This window comes from uncultured Dubosiella sp. (genome assembly GCF_964018005.1).
In the GTDB taxonomy this organism is placed as follows: domain Bacteria; phylum Bacillota_I; class Bacilli_A; order Erysipelotrichales; family Erysipelotrichaceae; genus Dubosiella; species Dubosiella muris.
Genome location: NZ_CAXHOA010000006.1, coordinates 88,103 through 103,526 on the forward strand (window position 1 = coordinate 88,103; position 15,424 = coordinate 103,526).

29 protein-coding genes and 4 tRNA genes are annotated in these 15,424 nt (G+C 45.4%); 6 read left to right on the forward strand and 27 right to left on the reverse strand.

Translation table 11 applies throughout. The features are described 5' to 3' along the window. Positions 1 to 34: 34 nt before the first annotated feature. On the reverse strand, positions 35 to 496 hold the full coding sequence (locus ABNS49_RS05775) for an HNH endonuclease signature motif containing protein (RefSeq protein WP_305084731.1): 462 nt from the start codon (positions 494 to 496) through the stop codon (positions 35 to 37). Between the two features lie 183 nt (positions 497 to 679). Between ABNS49_RS05775 and ABNS49_RS05780 the strand changes: the two genes are divergently transcribed. Beyond that, positions 680 to 1,117: a hypothetical protein gene (locus tag ABNS49_RS05780; RefSeq protein WP_305085547.1), complete on the forward strand. Its 438-nt coding sequence runs from the start codon at positions 680 to 682 to the stop codon at positions 1,115 to 1,117. Between the two features lie 9 nt (positions 1,118 to 1,126). Here the strand turns inward: ABNS49_RS05780 and ABNS49_RS05785 are convergent, their stop codons facing one another. The 18 genes from ABNS49_RS05785 to ABNS49_RS05870 all read right to left on the reverse strand — a co-directional run bounded on the left by ABNS49_RS05785 (position 1,127) and on the right by ABNS49_RS05870 (position 9,265). Further along, positions 1,127 to 1,351 carry a hypothetical protein gene (locus ABNS49_RS05785; protein WP_305084732.1) on the reverse strand — a complete coding sequence of 75 codons (225 nt, stop codon included), beginning with the start codon at positions 1,349 to 1,351 and terminating at the stop codon, positions 1,127 to 1,129. Between the two features lie 47 nt (positions 1,352 to 1,398). Beyond that, the gene (locus tag ABNS49_RS05790) at positions 1,399 to 1,854 is read right to left on the reverse strand and encodes a hypothetical protein (RefSeq protein ID WP_305084733.1); all 456 of its coding nucleotides are present in this window, start codon (positions 1,852 to 1,854) and stop codon (positions 1,399 to 1,401) included. Between the two features lie 18 nt (positions 1,855 to 1,872). Beyond that, positions 1,873 to 2,265 carry a hypothetical protein gene (locus tag ABNS49_RS05795; protein WP_290155420.1) on the reverse strand — a complete coding sequence of 131 codons (393 nt, stop codon included), beginning with the start codon at positions 2,263 to 2,265 and terminating at the stop codon, positions 1,873 to 1,875. 120 nt (positions 2,266 to 2,385) lie between these two features. Next, a complete protein-coding gene (locus ABNS49_RS05800) occupies positions 2,386 to 2,580 on the reverse strand; it encodes a hypothetical protein (RefSeq protein WP_289197481.1) in 195 nt (64 codons plus the stop codon). 217 nt (positions 2,581 to 2,797) lie between these two features. Beyond that, positions 2,798 to 3,043, reverse strand: a complete 246-nt coding sequence (locus ABNS49_RS05805; RefSeq protein ID WP_289197480.1) for a hypothetical protein — start codon at positions 3,041 to 3,043, stop codon at positions 2,798 to 2,800. Continuing rightward, the gene (locus ABNS49_RS05810) at positions 3,036 to 3,752 is read right to left on the reverse strand and encodes an HNH endonuclease signature motif containing protein (protein WP_289197479.1); all 717 of its coding nucleotides are present in this window, start codon (positions 3,750 to 3,752) and stop codon (positions 3,036 to 3,038) included. The genes ABNS49_RS05805 and ABNS49_RS05810 overlap by 8 nt, the downstream gene beginning before the upstream one ends. Further along, a complete protein-coding gene (locus tag ABNS49_RS05815; protein ID WP_289197478.1) occupies positions 3,739 to 4,011 on the reverse strand; it encodes a hypothetical protein in 273 nt (90 codons plus the stop codon). Before ABNS49_RS05815 ends, ABNS49_RS05810 begins: the two co-directional genes overlap by 14 nt. Positions 4,012 to 4,227: 216 nt before the next feature. Continuing rightward, the gene (locus ABNS49_RS05820; RefSeq protein WP_289197477.1) at positions 4,228 to 4,863 is read right to left on the reverse strand and encodes a DUF2786 domain-containing protein; all 636 of its coding nucleotides are present in this window, start codon (positions 4,861 to 4,863) and stop codon (positions 4,228 to 4,230) included. A gap of 227 nt (positions 4,864 to 5,090) precedes the next feature. Continuing rightward, positions 5,091 to 5,393 (reverse strand): hypothetical protein, encoded by a 303-nt coding sequence (locus tag ABNS49_RS05825; protein ID WP_289197474.1) that lies wholly within the window; start codon positions 5,391 to 5,393, stop codon positions 5,091 to 5,093. Then, the gene (locus ABNS49_RS05830) at positions 5,380 to 5,697 is read right to left on the reverse strand and encodes a hypothetical protein (protein ID WP_348688043.1); all 318 of its coding nucleotides are present in this window, start codon (positions 5,695 to 5,697) and stop codon (positions 5,380 to 5,382) included. Before ABNS49_RS05830 ends, ABNS49_RS05825 begins: the two co-directional genes overlap by 14 nt. Further along, on the reverse strand, positions 5,690 to 5,893 hold the full coding sequence (locus ABNS49_RS05835) for a hypothetical protein (RefSeq protein ID WP_348688045.1): 204 nt from the start codon (positions 5,891 to 5,893) through the stop codon (positions 5,690 to 5,692). The genes ABNS49_RS05830 and ABNS49_RS05835 overlap by 8 nt, the downstream gene beginning before the upstream one ends. A gap of 3 nt (positions 5,894 to 5,896) precedes the next feature. Continuing rightward, a complete protein-coding gene (locus tag ABNS49_RS05840) occupies positions 5,897 to 6,799 on the reverse strand; it encodes a phage replisome organizer N-terminal domain-containing protein (protein WP_289182956.1) in 903 nt (300 codons plus the stop codon). Beyond that, complete coding sequence (locus ABNS49_RS05845) at positions 6,796 to 7,107, reverse strand: hypothetical protein (RefSeq protein WP_289182957.1); 312 nt, start codon at positions 7,105 to 7,107, stop codon at positions 6,796 to 6,798. The genes ABNS49_RS05840 and ABNS49_RS05845 overlap by 4 nt, the downstream gene beginning before the upstream one ends. After that, on the reverse strand, positions 7,107 to 7,724 hold the full coding sequence (locus tag ABNS49_RS05850) for an N-6 DNA methylase (RefSeq protein WP_289182958.1): 618 nt from the start codon (positions 7,722 to 7,724) through the stop codon (positions 7,107 to 7,109). The genes ABNS49_RS05845 and ABNS49_RS05850 overlap by 1 nt, the downstream gene beginning before the upstream one ends. Before the next feature lie 197 nt (positions 7,725 to 7,921). Continuing rightward, positions 7,922 to 8,218 (reverse strand): hypothetical protein, encoded by a 297-nt coding sequence (locus ABNS49_RS05855; RefSeq protein WP_289182959.1) that lies wholly within the window; start codon positions 8,216 to 8,218, stop codon positions 7,922 to 7,924. 9 nt (positions 8,219 to 8,227) lie between these two features. Continuing rightward, positions 8,228 to 8,413, reverse strand: coding sequence for a hypothetical protein (locus ABNS49_RS05860; RefSeq protein ID WP_289182960.1), 186 nt, complete (start codon positions 8,411 to 8,413; stop codon positions 8,228 to 8,230). Next, entirely contained in the window at positions 8,400 to 9,032 is a 633-nt protein-coding gene (locus ABNS49_RS05865; protein WP_289197472.1) for a hypothetical protein, read from the reverse strand. Before ABNS49_RS05865 ends, ABNS49_RS05860 begins: the two co-directional genes overlap by 14 nt. Beyond that, positions 9,029 to 9,265, reverse strand: coding sequence for a hypothetical protein (locus ABNS49_RS05870; protein ID WP_289197471.1), 237 nt, complete (start codon positions 9,263 to 9,265; stop codon positions 9,029 to 9,031). Before ABNS49_RS05870 ends, ABNS49_RS05865 begins: the two co-directional genes overlap by 4 nt. Before the next feature lie 162 nt (positions 9,266 to 9,427). On the opposite strand from ABNS49_RS05870, the gene ABNS49_RS05875 reads away from it, so the two are divergent. Next, complete coding sequence (locus tag ABNS49_RS05875; RefSeq protein ID WP_289182961.1) at positions 9,428 to 9,820, forward strand: hypothetical protein; 393 nt, start codon at positions 9,428 to 9,430, stop codon at positions 9,818 to 9,820. Between the two features lie 114 nt (positions 9,821 to 9,934). On the opposite strand, the gene ABNS49_RS05880 is transcribed toward ABNS49_RS05875, so the two are convergent. Next, positions 9,935 to 10,201 (reverse strand): hypothetical protein, encoded by a 267-nt coding sequence (locus ABNS49_RS05880; RefSeq protein WP_289182962.1) that lies wholly within the window; start codon positions 10,199 to 10,201, stop codon positions 9,935 to 9,937. Between the two features lie 66 nt (positions 10,202 to 10,267). Between ABNS49_RS05880 and ABNS49_RS05885 the strand changes: the two genes are divergently transcribed. Further along, positions 10,268 to 10,837 carry a hypothetical protein gene (locus tag ABNS49_RS05885; protein ID WP_289197469.1) on the forward strand — a complete coding sequence of 190 codons (570 nt, stop codon included), beginning with the start codon at positions 10,268 to 10,270 and terminating at the stop codon, positions 10,835 to 10,837. Between the two features lies 1 nt (position 10,838). Here the strand turns inward: ABNS49_RS05885 and ABNS49_RS05890 are convergent, their stop codons facing one another. The 3 genes from ABNS49_RS05890 to ABNS49_RS05900 form a co-directional block, all read right to left on the reverse strand. Beyond that, positions 10,839 to 11,129, reverse strand: coding sequence for a hypothetical protein (locus ABNS49_RS05890; protein ID WP_289197467.1), 291 nt, complete (start codon positions 11,127 to 11,129; stop codon positions 10,839 to 10,841). A gap of 89 nt (positions 11,130 to 11,218) precedes the next feature. Beyond that, positions 11,219 to 11,410: a hypothetical protein gene (locus ABNS49_RS05895; RefSeq protein WP_289197466.1), complete on the reverse strand. Its 192-nt coding sequence runs from the start codon at positions 11,408 to 11,410 to the stop codon at positions 11,219 to 11,221. Between the two features lie 23 nt (positions 11,411 to 11,433). After that, positions 11,434 to 11,664 (reverse strand): hypothetical protein, encoded by a 231-nt coding sequence (locus ABNS49_RS05900; RefSeq protein ID WP_290172159.1) that lies wholly within the window; start codon positions 11,662 to 11,664, stop codon positions 11,434 to 11,436. A gap of 152 nt (positions 11,665 to 11,816) precedes the next feature. Here ABNS49_RS05900 and ABNS49_RS05905 point away from each other — a divergent pair, with 152 nt between their 5' ends. The 3 genes from ABNS49_RS05905 to ABNS49_RS05915 all read left to right on the forward strand — a co-directional run bounded on the left by ABNS49_RS05905 (position 11,817) and on the right by ABNS49_RS05915 (position 14,870). Then, positions 11,817 to 12,230, forward strand: coding sequence for a helix-turn-helix transcriptional regulator (locus tag ABNS49_RS05905; RefSeq protein ID WP_305084737.1), 414 nt, complete (start codon positions 11,817 to 11,819; stop codon positions 12,228 to 12,230). A 336-nt stretch (positions 12,231 to 12,566) separates the two neighbouring features. Then, a complete protein-coding gene (locus ABNS49_RS05910) occupies positions 12,567 to 13,553 on the forward strand; it encodes a 3'-5' exonuclease (protein WP_348688050.1) in 987 nt (328 codons plus the stop codon). 147 nt (positions 13,554 to 13,700) lie between these two features. Then, positions 13,701 to 14,870 carry a tyrosine-type recombinase/integrase gene (locus ABNS49_RS05915; protein ID WP_289197644.1) on the forward strand — a complete coding sequence of 390 codons (1,170 nt, stop codon included), beginning with the start codon at positions 13,701 to 13,703 and terminating at the stop codon, positions 14,868 to 14,870. A 68-nt stretch (positions 14,871 to 14,938) separates the two neighbouring features. On the opposite strand, the gene ABNS49_RS05920 is transcribed toward ABNS49_RS05915, so the two are convergent. The 4 genes from ABNS49_RS05920 to ABNS49_RS05935 all read right to left on the reverse strand — a co-directional run bounded on the left by ABNS49_RS05920 (position 14,939) and on the right by ABNS49_RS05935 (position 15,423). Continuing rightward, positions 14,939 to 15,012 (reverse strand) — tRNA-Gly (locus tag ABNS49_RS05920). A 4-nt stretch (positions 15,013 to 15,016) separates the two neighbouring features. Continuing rightward, positions 15,017 to 15,092, reverse strand: a tRNA-Asp gene (locus ABNS49_RS05925). A 177-nt stretch (positions 15,093 to 15,269) separates the two neighbouring features. After that, positions 15,270 to 15,343: transfer RNA gene (locus ABNS49_RS05930), tRNA-Gly, on the reverse strand. A gap of 4 nt (positions 15,344 to 15,347) precedes the next feature. Then, positions 15,348 to 15,423, reverse strand: a tRNA-Asp gene (locus tag ABNS49_RS05935). Position 15,424: the final 1 nt, after the last annotated feature.

Below are 15,424 nucleotides of genomic sequence, written 5' to 3' on the forward strand. Positions count from 1 at the left end.
TTGCCGCCGTTATTTCCCAATGGCAAAAACTTTATTACCCACCCCTCGGGGTGAAGCGTCCGTGCTTCCGGTTGTGGCAATACGTACATAGGCACCGGAGATTTTTTTCGTCGAATCTTTTCTCCCATCCGGAAGTCGACTGAATCGGCTCGATGTGGTCGACTTCCAGCACGACGACGCTGCCATCCTCCCTCTTCGATCCAAGCGGCTTCCCGCACGATGCGCAGCGATAGCCGGCGGCTGCCATTACCCGAGCCGACAGCGCTTTCCATTCTTTCGAGTTGTAAAATGCGCGCTGCTTCGGATCGCGTCGCGCATTGTATCGCCGATCACGTGCCCGCTTCGATTCGATCGCCTTCGCCTTTGCTTTCGCGTCGTGTTCACGCTGGCAGTCTGGACACCGCGCGGCGCCGTATGGGATCAACCGACCACACGATCGGCATGATTTCAGCAGCGTATACTCACCTCCTTTCCACGAAAAAAGCACCCCGACCATTCGAGATGCTTATTTAATATCGAAAAAATAATTCAAAAAGATTGTAATTTCTACTTGCTTTTACATGCGTACTACTGTATAATATAAGTGTAAGGAGGAAAGGTTGATGAAACGAATCGAAATCATCGTAGTCGCGTTAGCCGCCATCATTGAAGCTTTAATTGGCATAGCAAGCATTCTGATGTGGCTGGCGGATCACAATCGAAGGGAATGAAAATTCCCTTCGGTTCCACCCTTTCTCCTTACAAATTCATTTTACTCGGAGGTGGCAAAAATGAAAACCATGAATCTTTTAATCTCTATATCCCTTTTTGTGATTGCGCTTTTCTTGAATATGAAAGCCGCAAGCCCAGCGCTTCGCGTCACGACATACTTGCTTGGCGGAGCATCCATTTTTGCTGGAACCGCAAAATTTCTTACGAGGTATTCGAAATGATTTCCGATGCGAAAAAGCGCGCCGACGCGAAGTATAAGAAGGCAACCCTGATCCAAAAAAAGATCGACCTAAATCGAAACACCGATCAAGATCTTATCGAGTGGCTAGACGGCAAAGTCTTCTCGGCTTACGTAAAGCAGCTCATCCGCGACGACATCGCGCGCCACAAGGAAGCCCAGCAATGAGCTTCCTTTTTAATGGATTGCGTTGAGGTTCTCTATTTCAGCCACCAGACCACCAAATTCCATCCAGCCGGCCGAGGTTGTGATCCGTCCAACCTGGATGATCGCACTGTCCACTCCATAAATGACTTTCATGTTTTCCTCCAAAAGAAAAGCCGCCAGTCCACAGACCGCACGGCTTTTCTTCGCATCCGGGCTCCTTAAAGTATCCGGTGCTTTTTTCATTTTCTGATGCATACACTATATCAAATTTTCCAATGATATTCATTGATATTTATTGATATTCATTGATATTTATTGATATTTGTTGATATTTTCACCCGATTCAGGATGCCAAAGCACTCACTGACGATTCGGCTGACGTGTGCTTCGCTATATCCAAGCTCGGCGGCGATCACCTTCGACGTCTTGAGATCGAGCATTTTCTTCCGAGCGATTTGCGCATAGGAGTCGCGCCGGATATTTGCCCGGATCAAAGATTCGATTTCAGCCTTTAGACGGATCCTCAAATCGTGGCATTCCGCCTGCTCTTTACGAATCTCGTCTTTGTATGTCACATAATATAAAGGGAGAGGCATCGAAGAAGAAGTTTCCGAGGGCACTTTGGCGTAGTCGATCGCCCCGGCCGTCTTAAACCTTGTCTCCAGCTCCGCCAGCTTTTCGTCCAGCTCCAAAGGCCGGTAGTAGCACTCTTTATACCTTTCCCACATTTTTTCAAATGGTGTCTTTTCCTTCTCCATCTATACCCTCTCCTTTACTTATTCTTCCCAGCGGCATCCCGCTTTGATGTCTTCGTATAGCGTCCTCTCGGCCATCTGGATGACCAGGATCGCGTCGACGCTGCCATCGCATTGATCTTGAACCCGAAGCATCGCCCGGAAGCGGCGCGACACCTCCTGAAAGCTTATCAGCGCTGAAGGCGGATCGCTCGGGACCGGCTTGGACTTTACGATAGGCGCAGGTTTGTTCTTGCTGGCTGGATCCATCAAATCACCCTCCGCGCAGTAGAAGACGTTTCCATCCTTGTCCGTCACCTTGATCGGATGCTCCCCACCGCAGTTAGTCCGTAGCACCGCGACTTCGATCGGTTTCTTTACCGGAAGCTCCATGCACCTGGTCATCAAGGCGCGATCTTTTACTTTCCATCTCATGATCCATTCCCCCTAGTCTTATACATCCGATAATAAAGGCGCACATCCCTGCCACAAAAGCAAGGATGATAATACCCACCATATACATGATCATTGCGACGATCGACGCCGCGAAAGTCGTCAGCATTGCGCCTCCTCCATATGCTGTATTGTGCGCCGCAGCTCTTTTTCTTTTTGTTTAATGCAGCGGTTGAGATCGCCGGCGCGCCGAAAATGATGATCCACCACAGCTTGATAGTAGTCTTCCCGGATTCTGGCGATTTCCGCCCTCGCATTTCGCACTGTCGGATGCGTTTCGATTTTTGGATTTTTCATTTTTTGTTTCCATACCCTTCCACATCCATTAAATACTTCTTAAATTCTTGAATATGTACTTTATGTTCCCAAACGTGCATCGGACACATTCTGCATATATTTGCGTATTTTTTACAAATCTCTTTCTTATTGTTTTGACACAAAAAGTATGCGTCCTCATTAAGAATTTCATTTAGAAACGCTTCCAACTTTACCTCATTTACTTTCACGTACTTGCTCATTCCTCGTCTCCCCAGTCCCAGTCCAGCGCTTGCCCACATTGGGGACAGTAAGGAACTGCCCATTCCCAACCATATTCAAATTCATTATTACAATTCGGACAAAGCGCCATATCACATACAAGCTCTCCGTCGACATATCCATCGGCCTGGTAAATTGGCTTTTTTGCAGTAGCTTTTTCAACCAATTCGTCAAGGCTCCCGAAATCTAGATCACCTGCACGGTAGAAATGATGATCAATCACCGCCCGATAATACTCCTTCTGTATCCGGGCGATTTCCGCCCTCGCATTTCGCACTGTCGGATGCGCTTCGATTTTTGGATTTTTCATTTTTCTCTTTCCCTTCTTTTTGATACCTTTTCGCTTTGACTTTGGCCAACGTGATCCCGACCCTTGTAAGATCTGGATCGGAGTAGTACAGGCCGGCGCGGCTCATGTATGGCTTGATTTCCCTTTCAACCAAAGCCAGATTTTCAATCGAGCAGTGCCGCCGGTTTCCGTCCAGGTACACAATGTCATAGCCGACCGGTACCGGTCCATGATGCTTCTCCCATACGATCACGCTCAGCCGCTTCCAGTTGACACGGTGCGCGACCTTCGAAATGTCCTGCACCTTTTTCTCAATGTATCCTTCACCATCCGCTCGCACCGTCCCGACTGGCCATGTATTGTGCGGCCGGAATCCTTTTTTAAAAAGTCCTTTATCCCGACGCCGTAGCGCCGCCGCGCTCTTTGGCGGATAGTATCCGCGAATTTGATCCAGATTATATCCACTTTGGCCGTTCGGGATCTTATATCGTTTCCGGGCCGCTCTCACTTGCTCGTATGTGAACTCGATCCCAAAATACTCGCTCATCTTGGCTGCCGCGTCCCGCGACGGCAGCGAGCGCACGACAGTAGCCAGGTACTCTTTCTGTTCGGCCGTCCAATATCGCCCTTTACCTTTCGGCATAGCTGCCCTCGATTTTCAGCGCATCTGGGATCTCGATGCCTGCTTTCGTTATTCGATCGTACCCGCCATATTCCGCAATCAGCTTTTGACCTTCCAGGGCGACCGATGCGCCTGTGATGATCGTCTTTGCGATGGACTCGATCGACTTCGATCGCTTGCATTCCTGCTCGAGCTCTTCGGCCGTCAGGCTTTCATCCGATAGTCGTTCAAGCTGCTCGAAAAGTATGTTATTCAAATCCGTAAGCTTGTTTTTTGGCATTTTATCTCCTTTTATAAAAGTCGCTATCTGTCAGAAATGAAATTACGTTATTTTTATATGTATCCAAATCTCTTTCATGAAATGGGCAAATTTCACATGGCTCGTCATCATCCAAACAGTGCCCAACATTGCACATCCCGCCCGTCGCATACATAACTTCAACGATTTTCATCAGATTTTCTTGGTTCACTGAAATGTATTCCATGCTCTCTCCTATCAAATTAAGTACTTTAGTCCCGATTCAAGCCCTTCAAAATACGAATAAACATCAATTTCATATCCTTCATTTCGTGGTGCCTGCTGCACTATTGATCGTGCATATGCCTTTACTACTTTCGGCACGCCAACAACGGCAACTTCCCACTTCTTTCCCAAGTCCAATTCTTTCACGGTGCTTTCTAATGATTCGCGCAGTCCCTCGCTGAACCCTGCTAAATAGCTGTATTTCATTTTCTGGTTTGGATATTTCCGCCCACCAAATAGAACGTGATCAAAATATTTGAACATCGCTCCGACTACAGAAATTAAAAGCTCAATATCTTCCACAAATCCATACGCAAAGAATTGCACCCGTTTCCCATTAATTCGTCCGCATCTTGTCGTTTCACACCGAAAATGATTTCCTAAAACCGCGAGCGGAAAGGCATAATATCCATAGCTGTTTTCAGACAAAACGGCTCTTTTAATCTCATTCGAAGTTATTTCGATTTCATTCTCCGCGATTTTATATTTGATTCTCAAATTATCAGCCATTGCAATGGCAACAAGCACTTCATTTTCCGTCGCGCTTTCGTCTCCAGCCACCGCCATTAGTTTTTTTATTCGCTCAATAGCTTCTTTACGTTCCATCATTTTTCCCTTCTAAAAAAGTTTTAGCTGCTCGTACTTTGGCGCCCGCTTCCACTTTGATTCGCTGTAATCCTGCGTATGGAAAGCGTCGATCATGCAAAAGTCGAAGCATGGACACTTTATCTTCCGCTTGCATGACTCTTCTGACCGAAATTCTTCCTTTGCATCGCAATAGCACCCGTGTACATCGGTCACTGTAAGATTGACACAGTACCTGCATTGATTCCTGATCATTCGAGCTTTGCCTCCAATTCGACCAATCGCGTGATTGCCGCCTCGATGACACGAGCCAAAGCCCGCTCTAAAGACTTCACCATTTCTACAGCGCTGGATACGATTCCTGAAATAATTTCTGAAATTTTATTCGCCTTGGTTTTACGTGGCTGCTTCGCCACCCACTCATAAAATTCCCGATTTTTTGGATTCTGCACTCCTACTTTCGCGCGGATCGGCGTGACGATTTGCTTTTTAGTCCAGATTTTCGGTCGCACCGGTATGCAATGCTGGACCGGCATTCGCTTAAAATTTCTCATATTCAAATTCCTTTCCTGTCATCTTTATCCAAGCTGCTTCGATTTGCTTCAGCTTGGACTTCAGCAATTCATTTTCTTCCTCGCATTCATCCAAATTCATTTCTATGGCAAAGCGCTCCATCTGCTCCTGCTCTAAATCAAATTTGAGATCATCGAGGTCTTCCTGATGGCCGAGCTCTCGCTTCAAAACCTCGACAATCCGGTCTTTTTCCAGCTGGTCAGCCATCGAATCGGTCATCCAATGCCGGTCGACTTGGCGCGGGATCTCCTCAATCTCCCAGTACGCCATCCCATGATCAAGCATACCGGTCCGCCTCCTTTTTCTTTTGCGCATACGTAGCAGCGCGCTGCTCGATATCGAAAAGATACGTCCACGGCCACAAGCGCCGATCCCATCCGAGCGCGGCATCGACCGCGTCGCCATACTCGTCAAAAATTCCAATCAGATCTAGACCATCCCATACAGCCCACGATCTTCCTACTGATGTGATTTCCTTCATAGTCTAAAACGGCCACAGCGGATCCGATTCCGACCGCTTTTCAGCCTCTTTCTCCTTTTCTTTTTTTTCACGTGCTTCCACGAGTTCGCGCTGCCTTGCGAGCACTTTTTCAAGCTGTTCGGGCGAAGGCGGTGTGTTCGGCTTGTAGTCGTACCAGTCCGGCAAGCCGGTGTTGACCTCCTTTTTCGACGAGCCGGAAAAAATATCCCGCTTTTCCCAAGTGCGCACCGCCGCCTTCCAGTCCTTCATCTTGTTTTGCCCTATGGTCCATCCTTTGGATTCGTAAAAGTCGACAAAGGCTTCCGGATCCACCTGATTCTTTCGCGATACGCAGTACGCCCGCACTTCATCGACCGTCGGTACGGTAAACCGAGAGGGGCGGTTTTCTTTTTTGCTTTTTTCTTTTTTTCTATCTTTATCTCTATCTCTTCTTTCTATCTCTATCTCTACGTTTCGTTTTTCACACCCATCCGTTACATCGTCGTTACAATGTAACGGATGTTCGTTGCTTTGTAACGGTTGTTCTTGCGCTTCCGTTTCTTTCTTCTTTTTTTCGCGATACTTCTCGACGCGGAGCGTTGCAGAATCCTTGCTGACTGTGTTGGATGTAACGCTTGGAAGCTCGTACTGTCCCTCTTCTTCCGTTTCAATTAGCAGACCTTGTTTCTCTAAAAACCCCACCACACGCGCCACTAGCGTTTCATCCTCGTCGATTTCCAAGGCGAGCTCTTCCGCAAGCGTTTCTTCGACATTTTCAAATTCGATTCGGCCTCCGGTCTTCAACGACGCCAGCTGGATCTTTAAATAGATCAAGACAAGCGCGTCGCCGTCTTCTTCTTTTCGAAGTTTCTTGATGCGCTTATCCTGAAAAAAGTTTTCGTTCAGTTTTAGCCAGTAATACTTCATAATTTCTCGATCTCCTCGCTAATCAGTGGCGGGTTTCCCATCAGACCGGTCAAAAAGTGGATAGACTCTTTGTACATCGTCAAACTTTTTGGAGTCAGCCCTTTCACCCTTTTGCAGACAAGGAATTTTTCAATCAGCTTTTTATTTTCAAATCCTCTGTATACCGTGATTTCCCGCGAAGATTTTGAAATGTCGTAAGGCTCCATCTCCAAAGCCAGCAAGCTGATCAACGTGCTTATATTCATGCCCGGGATCTCCGCCTGGATCCGGCTGGCGATCGCGTTCATCAAGTCCTGCTTTTCGCTCATTAGAAATCACATCCTTTGAGCATATACATCGGCGTATACCAGCACGAATGGAAATCGCCGGTCAATGTATTACCTTGGACCACTTTCGCCTGAATCCCAGCCAAAGAAAGCTGCACGTACGCCATCATGACGCAATGGCGATCCACGTCGATCGCCGTCACGCACATCGTGTCCTGGTACGCGATGTTTTTGCTGTGCAAATATTTCGCCCGCGCGAGGATCATCGACCCTGAACCGCACGCCGGCTCCTCAATCATTTCCATCGCCAAAGGCGGCTGTAAAGACGCCACCACCTCCGAAAGATGGAACGGAGTAAAGAACTGTCCCGTCTTGGCGTTTCCGCCTTGTCGCATATACTCAAAGCCAAGCCAATCCCGGATTTCTTCCTCAAAGAGATCGGTTAAAGCAGCAAAGGCTTTCACAAAGCGGAAGATCTCTTCGCGCGTATATTTTTCAGCAATAGACATGTACGCTTTCTCGACCTCCGAGGAGTAAAGAACCTCGTTATGCAAGGCACAAGCCATCATTTCCACCCAGTCGCGATAAACGACTGTATCACTATATCTGGACGCGTTCTGATCGAGCAGCGTCCGAATCTTCATCATTTTATCTTCCATAGTTTCCCTTCTTTTTTTCTCCAGCCCCGTCAGCGGCCTACCAGATGATCGGTGGGAGTCGATCGAGCAAATTGAATTATAAGTTGCAGTCACACGGCATTTTTATGTTTGAATAGAAAGTTTTGTATTGTGTATTTGCTCTTTTATCTGATAGACCCTTGACGAGGCTGGAAAAGCTCGTCATAATTTGTATGTGTTTAATTTTTTGGGGGTTGATCTTGCCAGAGATCAACCTCTTTTTCAATGCGATGCTGTCGGAGGATGTCCTCGACCGTCAGATTTTGCGAATCAAGGAAATCTCTTGTCAGCACCCGCTTGCGATCGTAGATCAGCTGACCGGCATTGCGGTAGCTGTCCTGGATTGCGTCGAAAATCTCATGTGCCTGCGATGTCCCGCATCCAATCACGCTCCGGATCCCGCTCATAGAGATCTTCGGACGCGCGATGATCTGCAGCTTTTTCATGGCTGGCGTCGGTCGTCTTGTCCTTTCCATAGTCCCTCCCTAATGCGGAGTCTCCAGCGCGAAAGAGATAAGCAGCATCACGATCGTCACGACGACAAATGCCACCCTCACTTCCTTCGTCGCTTCCGCCTCCGCTTTTTCATTCAAAGCGATCCACCGGTCCATAGCTCTTTGCTCGATGCCAGTGTTGATCCGGTTCATAAATTCAAAATCAACCTTTTTCATTTTTGTACTCCCTAAGGTCATCCATATCGGCCTTCAGCTTGCCCATCTTCTTCTCCGCTCTATCAATCAACCGCATCAGACGCTCTATTTTCCGAATCGCTGTGTCGATCGAGGACGTTTCACAAGTCACTTTCACTCGCAATTCATGCTTCGACGATGCGGTTTCTAATGCGGTTCCCTCCACTTCTTCACGTGCGCAATCATGGCACACACAGAAAGGATTGCCGGCGGCATCGCTGAGATATCTCGACTGCTCCGCCTCCTTCCAAATCACCATTTTTCCGCAACTGGCGCATAAAATTGTTTCATAATCCGCTTCACCGAGTGTGCCCATGCCTTCGATGAAAGGTATCGTCGCGATTGCCATTTCGTCGATCCAGACGTACCCCAGCACGATCACACGTTCCCAGCCGTTTAGTTCGGCCACGTTACGCAGCTCCTCTTCCGCCAGCTCCCGCGAATCATGCCACGAGAAGCATGCCGCGTCGCATTCACAAACTTCATTTGTTTCTAGATCACGCTGAAAGACCTTGAACTGATATTCGTGATCTTCCCTGATTTGGCACCAATACAATACTCTGTCGCGGTCCTGATAGACCGCCGCTCCACCGTAAATCATCTTGTCGCCTCCGTCTGGCCGGCGATCAGCTCCGACCACGTCTTGATGTACTCCGCGAAGTGCTCTCGCGCCTCCGCCTCGGTCACAAAATACGATCCCCATCCCCACGTTTCCGTCGCCGGATCGTAGTCGTGCGCCACGATCCACGGTTCAGGCGTCAAAATCGTCTTGTGGAAGATCTTCACTCTTCCACATTCGCCATCATAGCTGGCAATCTCTTTCAAGTTTTTCATTGCTCTTCTCCTTTGGAGTCATTTCAATAACCCTGCTTTTTTTAATTCTCATTTGTGGTTTTTTGATTATGGCCACACACGCTAAAATTAAACTCATTCAGTTTCCTTTCTCTCGGAACGCTCTCCTTTGCTATACTTGAAATATAGAAAGGGGGTGAAAATATGAATCCGGAAAATTTAATTCCGTACGTATCAGTGCCTGATCTGAAGGAAGCCCTTCGACCGCTCATCGAAGTTATGCAAAAACTACATACAGTTATCGAAAAAGTCGCAAAAGATTTAGTAGAAATCATTCGGAAATTGTGCGAAATGGTCGATGAATACTTTGCATCTTTATTCGACAGCTTACGTTGTGAGCTTCCGTGCCAATCAAGGCGGATAATCCCGGAATACCCTAACCCACCGAATCCGCCTCGCCGCAAGATTCGATTTCCTAAGATACTTGAGGACGGCTTTTTCACTAAACCGATGACGCGCGAAGAATTTTGGGCTTTTTGCGCTCATATCATCGAAATAGTTAGTGTACTAACCTGGCTATTAAAATTCTTTAACTAGTAGTCCGGTTAAAATGGCCAGAAACAAAAGGTCATGAAACCAAAGACATCTTTTTAGCCTTTGAACCTCCAATTCAAGGGCTTTTTCCTTTTCACTCGTCATCGCTCTCTCCTTTTATTCCAAAGCATCAGTTTTCAATGCTTCGTAATCCATCACAATTTTCGACTCCGAAATCTGCATGAAGCGCATGAGACGATCCGTCAAAATCACGCCTTTCAGCGACTCGAAACCTTCTTCCGAAATTTGTTCCGTAATTTTTTTCTGAATCTCCTTTGCTTTCGAATACCCGCAAGGCACAAAAGCCTGGATGTCCTTGATATTGCAAAACCCTCGTCGCATCAAGATATAGCGCTTGCGCAGCGTTTCGCTGATTTCCTGCATGAGTTCGCCTCCTTTCTGTTAGTGCCTCACTTTGCTATACTCAATGTATAGAAAGGAGGTGTGATTATGAAAAAGTGTTTTATTGTTTCGCCAATCGGGGATAGAGATAGCACAATTCGCGAACAAGCAGACCACGTACTGAAATATTTAATTGAACCAGTGTGTAAAGAATTAGGACTCGAATCCATACGAGCCGATAAAAAATGCACTCCTGGAAGCATAAGTCAGGCGGTATTCAAAGATCTTGACGATTCAGATATTGTCATTGCGGATCTTACGGGGCTAAACGCGAATGTAATGCTTGAAATTGGCTATCGTCTATCAAACAAAAGGCCCTATGTTCTGATTCGCAATGAAGAAGATGCTGAAAAAATACCATTCGATATTCAAGACTATCGAATATACGTCTACAGCCTTAAACGGGACCGCGAGGAAGAATGTAAAGAAACAATCAAGAATTTTATTAACGACGCCCTCAAAGAGAACGATGAATTTTTCAAGTCGCTTCACATTCGTAAGGCAAACGGTCGAATCGTGCAACTTTGCGATGCAGATGGTGTCACTTTTCCAAAAAGTCAAGTTCCAGATAAATGGCGCAAAACCTTAATGGAAAGAGCTAAAGTAACTGAGTGGTAACTTACTCCCAAGTCAAATTAAGGGATTGTATGTTTAACACTTTTGACTTTATGAGTTCAGTCAAACGGTTTTTCGTCATACCAACGGGATACCAATCTTTTGCTAGTAGGTCTTCTTGGCTGGGTTCCCATAATGGAATAAGTTGATTACGATGCTCAACTGGCGCATAAAGCCATAGTTGGCCTTCGTTATTGGAAGTAATTACTATCAGTCCGGAAAGTATATATGCTTCTCTACTTATGGCCACCCAGCCTTTTTCATTTGCCGCTTTAGTAGCTTCAATGATGTTCATAGTTCATCACTCCTTTACAGGTTCTCTTTTTGCTGATGTCACCACATTTGGTTACAGTTTCTTAAAAGTCTGCAGCTAATGCGGACTTTTTATTTCAAAATTCCTGCTTCTGTTAAGATTTCAGTCATTTTATTTTGCAAATCTTTTGCATACTTATCGCTGAGTTCGTCATTGATTTTTAAAATCTCAGTCGCTGCCATATTGAATCCAACATAAGTAACAAAAACACTGATCATAAAACTCAGTACACAGCAAATTACGATCAAAAGTAAGTTCTCCACTATACTCACCTCCTTTCTATTTTTTAAGTGTCTTTTTTAGACACTAAATCTTCAAAAAAAATATCGCTGATTTCTTTGGATGTTAACGAATACTTTCTCGCAATATCTTCAATTTCTTTCTTATCAAAACATCTACCGTGAGTCTCATTCATTTTGTAAGACAAAGATGCAGGAGAAATATGCAAATATTCTGCTAAAGTATTCCGTGTATCCCCATTTACGAGCATAAGGGCCTTTAATTTATTTGGATCCATCGAATCCTCCTTTCAAGTGTCTTATTAAGACACACAAATCATAACACTCCAATTTCCCCTTGTCTACAAAAAAGTGTCTTTTTATTCACTTTCAGTCACATTTTGTTGATTTATAGGAATCTTTTCTATAAAATTGAATCAGAGGTAAGCAGATGACTACGGGAGATGTAATTAGAAAATTAAGAAAAGAAAAAGGATGGACTCAACAAGAGTTAGGAGATAGATTGGGTGTTCAGAAGTCCGCTATTGCAAAATATGAAAGTGGAAGAGTAAAAAATCTAAAAAGAACCACAATAAAAAAGATGGCCGAAATTTTTAATGTGGATCCAATGGTTTTCATCGACTCGGATGCAATAACTACTATTGACCCTCAATGGGGCGACGATGCAGCCAATCGCGACTATCTTGCTGATAAGCCGGATTTATTGGCGATTTATAACGACCTCGTTAAAAGCGATGAACTCACGATCCTTTTTGACAAAACGAAGGATCTAGAACCAAAGGATATAGAATCTGTGCTGGTTTTTGTGCAGATGTTGAGAAAACAGAGAGGAATGGATGATTAGGGATGATTGAGATGAGATTTAATGACATTTGACGATTATTGTGCAATCCACAATATAAACGTGATTTACTTCAACTTTACATGTCGCATTCGCGGGCTTTGCACCTTTCGGGACGGTGATTACTTGATTGCCATTAATCCACGCTTTGCTTCAGAATCCCAACGGAAAACTTTCGAGCATGAATTAATCCATATACTTGAGTCTCATCTAGGATCTTGCACAAGCGGCGAATGTGAAGCGGCCGTAACTTCTTTGCTCAATGATGAAAAATTCGTTGTGCATAGTTTATGATTCGAATTATGAAGAAAAAAATTTAAGAAAGAAGGAAAATGAAATATGAATACAAGAAAGAATAAATTAGGTGGCCTATTTTGGTTTCTGGTGATTATGGCTATTGGATGTATCACAAGTGGAAACATTGGAGGAGCTCTCGTCTTTGCGGCATTAGCTTTTTGGAGATACCTCATCGTGCAGAAAAAACAAGATCAGGTTTTCCCAATCGAAGAACAACCTATTAATCCATCGCTTCCTGACCTGCCTCAAAATCAAAAGAGAACGACCGCTACTCAACCATCAGGTAGAAAAACGTTAACTACGGATAACAATGTAAAAAGTAAAGATAAGCCAAAATATGCTGGGCCGGAATTGGAAGATATTCCAATTTATAACATTGAGTTATCTCAAGAAAAAAGAAATAGAAAGCAAGGATTTCCAGAATATACTCATTCCGGTATTACTCGTACAGGTCACTTTGATCATTTTGTAGTTGTAGATACCGAAACAACCGGCTTGGCTCCCCACAGAGATAGAATCGTTGAATTATCGGCGATTAAATATAGAGATTGCGAACCTGTCGAAAGATTTCAAACGTTAATCAATCCTAAAAAAGAAATCCCTGAAGAAGCCACGGCGGTTAATCACATTACAAATGAAATGGTAGCTGGCGCTCCTACGATTGCCCAAGTGCTCCCGGCATTCGAAAAATTTATCAATGGACAAATCATTGTAGGGCATAACCTTCAATTTGATTTAAAAATGCTTTATTACAGCGGATCAAACATTATGGAAGCAAAGCATAAATACATAGATACATTGCAGCAATCAAGAAGAATTTTGAAAGCGCCGAAAAGAAATTATCACGGGAATTCATGGGACGATGATTGGGATAGCGATTACGATGTCGAAAACTTTAAGCTTGGAACCTTACTCGACTACTACGGCATCGAAAACGAAGAAGCGCATAGATCTGCGAGCGATGCATTAGCAACCGGTCAGCTCTTTGTTGAACTTTGTAACCAGATTCAAAATAAATACGAAGTATGAGTATTTCATGAGAAAAATGTAATACATAGCAAACCAAAAATCCCCGCCCCTGTTGCAGCAGGAACGAGGATAGCAAGGATGGTAAAACCAACCAAAACCACTTTGATTCTACCATCCTTCTTTTGAAAATGAAAGGATGGTTTTATTATGCCTGTTTATAAGGACAAATCTCGGTCTGGAAAGGTCTCGTATCGGATCGACATCAATTTTACCGATCAAAATGGAAAACGCCGCCATATTTGCCGGCGCGGCTTCGCGAAAAAGAAAGACGCGGAAGCGGAAGAAGCGCGGATCCGGATGACTTTATCAGAGAATCTGCCCGCAGCAATTACTTTAGATGCTCTCGTGGATCAATACACGGCCAGCTATCTTTTGGAAGGCGTCAAAGAATCGACGCTCATGAGCAATCTCACAATGTACAAATGCCATATCAGTCCGATCCTTGGATCGAAGCGGGTCAAAGACATCACGGTATCGGCTGTCACGCAATGGATGACAAACATGCTTGAAAAAGAAAAGCCGGACGGGACGCGCTACGCTGCCAATACGATCAATAATGCGAAAATGGTCCTGTCCAAATACTTGTCCTATGCTGTGAAGCTGGAACTCATTCCGGATAATCCGGCGCAAAAGGTCAAAAAATACCAAGACCCGGACGAAACAGTCAAAAGTGACGAAGCGGAAATAAATTTCTGGACGGAAGACGAGTATTGGCACTTCATCTCCTACGTAGACGATCCGGAGTGGAAAGACATTTTCCTTTTCCTCTGGGAAACCGGGGTGCGGCGCGGCGAACTGATCGCGCTGCGTTGGGAAAACGTCGATTTCGGCGGATCAAAGATTCGGATCGAGGCGACCGCCACAAACAAGACCAAAAAGCGAGGTCAGATCCGAACCTCTCCAAAGACACGGCGATCCATCCGAACGATTGATATGCCAGACTCGCTCCGAAACGCCCTTTTAGAGCGATATAAGCGCCATCAGCGCCGAGACGGGTTCTCCTACGATTTTTACGTTTTTGGCGATATACGGCCCCTCTCTCCCACCACACTCAAGCGTAAGCACGACGAGTATATGGAGAAAGCCGGCGTGAAGCGAATCACTCTCCACGGATTCCGCCATTCCCATGCTAGTTTACTGATAATGCACGGGCTTCCGGACCAGATGATAGCGGACCGTCTGGGCCACACGATCGAGATTCTACATAAGGTGTATGCCCATATCTATGAGCAACAGCGCAACTCGTTCAAAAACGAGCTGAATGCAATCTATAAAAACTACACGCAAACTACACGCACCGCCATTCCGCTGCACTAAGCGGTTCCCTGCAAAACACCTTTACATAAGCAAAAAACCGCATCTCTGCGGTTTTCAACTCAACTAGATGGAGCAGATGACGGGAATTGAACCCGCGTATCAGCCTTGGCAAGGCTGTGTTCTACCATTGAACTACATCTGCAGAATGGCGGTCCAGATGGGACTCGAACCCACGATCTCCTCCGTGACAGGGAGGCATGTTAACCACTACACCACTGGACCAATTTCGATTACTTAGATAATATACCGGATTCTTTTTTCAAATGCAAGCCCTTCTTTAAAAAAAATGAAAATTTGGATTCATTCGATTTTATAAAACCTCCATGTCCGCCATTTCCCGCATTCATCGTCTTTACATAAGCAAAAAACCGCATCTCTGCGGTTTTCAACTCAACTAGATGGAGCAGATGACGGGAATTGAACCCGCGTATCAGCCTTGGCAAGGCTGTGTTCTACCATTGAACTACATCTGCAGAATGGCGGTCCAGATGGGACTCGAACCCACGATCTCCTCCGTGACAGGGAGGCATGTTAACCACTACACCACTGGACCA

Bases quoted from the DNA above. Each gene is read 5' to 3' on its own strand.
- ABNS49_RS05795 (WP_290155420.1), bottom strand. From the start codon at position 2,265: ATGAGATGGAAAGTAAAAGATCGCGCCTTGATGACCAGGTGCATGGAG.
- ABNS49_RS05880 (WP_289182962.1), bottom strand. From the start codon at position 10,201: ATGCAGGAAATCAGCGAAACGCTGCGCAAGCGCTATATCTTGATGCGA.
- ABNS49_RS05825 (WP_289197474.1), bottom strand. From the start codon at position 5,393: ATGAGAAATTTTAAGCGAATGCCGGTCCAGCATTGCATACCGGTGCGA.
- ABNS49_RS05790 (WP_305084733.1), bottom strand. From the start codon at position 1,854: ATGGAGAAGGAAAAGACACCATTTGAAAAAATGTGGGAAAGGTATAAA.
- ABNS49_RS05810 (WP_289197479.1), bottom strand. From the start codon at position 3,752: ATGCCGAAAGGTAAAGGGCGATATTGGACGGCCGAACAGAAAGAGTAC.
- ABNS49_RS05900 (WP_290172159.1), bottom strand. From the start codon at position 11,664: ATGGATCCAAATAAATTAAAGGCCCTTATGCTCGTAAATGGGGATACA.
- ABNS49_RS05875 (WP_289182961.1), top strand. From the start codon at position 9,428: ATGAATCCGGAAAATTTAATTCCGTACGTATCAGTGCCTGATCTGAAG.
- ABNS49_RS05865 (WP_289197472.1), bottom strand. From the start codon at position 9,032: ATGATTTACGGTGGAGCGGCGGTCTATCAGGACCGCGACAGAGTATTG.
- ABNS49_RS05915 (WP_289197644.1), top strand. From the start codon at position 13,701: ATGCCTGTTTATAAGGACAAATCTCGGTCTGGAAAGGTCTCGTATCGG.
- ABNS49_RS05800 (WP_289197481.1), bottom strand. From the start codon at position 2,580: ATGAAAAATCCAAAAATCGAAACGCATCCGACAGTGCGAAATGCGAGG.
- ABNS49_RS05850 (WP_289182958.1), bottom strand. From the start codon at position 7,724: ATGGAAGATAAAATGATGAAGATTCGGACGCTGCTCGATCAGAACGCG.
- ABNS49_RS05890 (WP_289197467.1), bottom strand. From the start codon at position 11,129: ATGAACATCATTGAAGCTACTAAAGCGGCAAATGAAAAAGGCTGGGTG.
- ABNS49_RS05775 (WP_305084731.1), bottom strand. From the start codon at position 496: ATGGTCGGGGTGCTTTTTTCGTGGAAAGGAGGTGAGTATACGCTGCTG.
- ABNS49_RS05830 (WP_348688043.1), bottom strand. From the start codon at position 5,697: ATGCTTGATCATGGGATGGCGTACTGGGAGATTGAGGAGATCCCGCGC.
- ABNS49_RS05840 (WP_289182956.1), bottom strand. From the start codon at position 6,799: ATGAAGTATTACTGGCTAAAACTGAACGAAAACTTTTTTCAGGATAAG.
- ABNS49_RS05855 (WP_289182959.1), bottom strand. From the start codon at position 8,218: ATGGAAAGGACAAGACGACCGACGCCAGCCATGAAAAAGCTGCAGATC.
- ABNS49_RS05835 (WP_348688045.1), bottom strand. From the start codon at position 5,893: ATGAAGGAAATCACATCAGTAGGAAGATCGTGGGCTGTATGGGATGGT.
- ABNS49_RS05910 (WP_348688050.1), top strand. From the start codon at position 12,567: ATGAATACAAGAAAGAATAAATTAGGTGGCCTATTTTGGTTTCTGGTG.
- ABNS49_RS05845 (WP_289182957.1), bottom strand. From the start codon at position 7,107: ATGAGCGAAAAGCAGGACTTGATGAACGCGATCGCCAGCCGGATCCAG.
- ABNS49_RS05885 (WP_289197469.1), top strand. From the start codon at position 10,268: ATGAAAAAGTGTTTTATTGTTTCGCCAATCGGGGATAGAGATAGCACA.
- ABNS49_RS05785 (WP_305084732.1), bottom strand. From the start codon at position 1,351: ATGCATCAGAAAATGAAAAAAGCACCGGATACTTTAAGGAGCCCGGAT.
- ABNS49_RS05860 (WP_289182960.1), bottom strand. From the start codon at position 8,413: ATGAAAAAGGTTGATTTTGAATTTATGAACCGGATCAACACTGGCATC.
- ABNS49_RS05905 (WP_305084737.1), top strand. From the start codon at position 11,817: ATGACTACGGGAGATGTAATTAGAAAATTAAGAAAAGAAAAAGGATGG.
- ABNS49_RS05820 (WP_289197477.1), bottom strand. From the start codon at position 4,863: ATGATGGAACGTAAAGAAGCTATTGAGCGAATAAAAAAACTAATGGCG.
- ABNS49_RS05870 (WP_289197471.1), bottom strand. From the start codon at position 9,265: ATGAAAAACTTGAAAGAGATTGCCAGCTATGATGGCGAATGTGGAAGA.
- ABNS49_RS05815 (WP_289197478.1), bottom strand. From the start codon at position 4,011: ATGCCAAAAAACAAGCTTACGGATTTGAATAACATACTTTTCGAGCAG.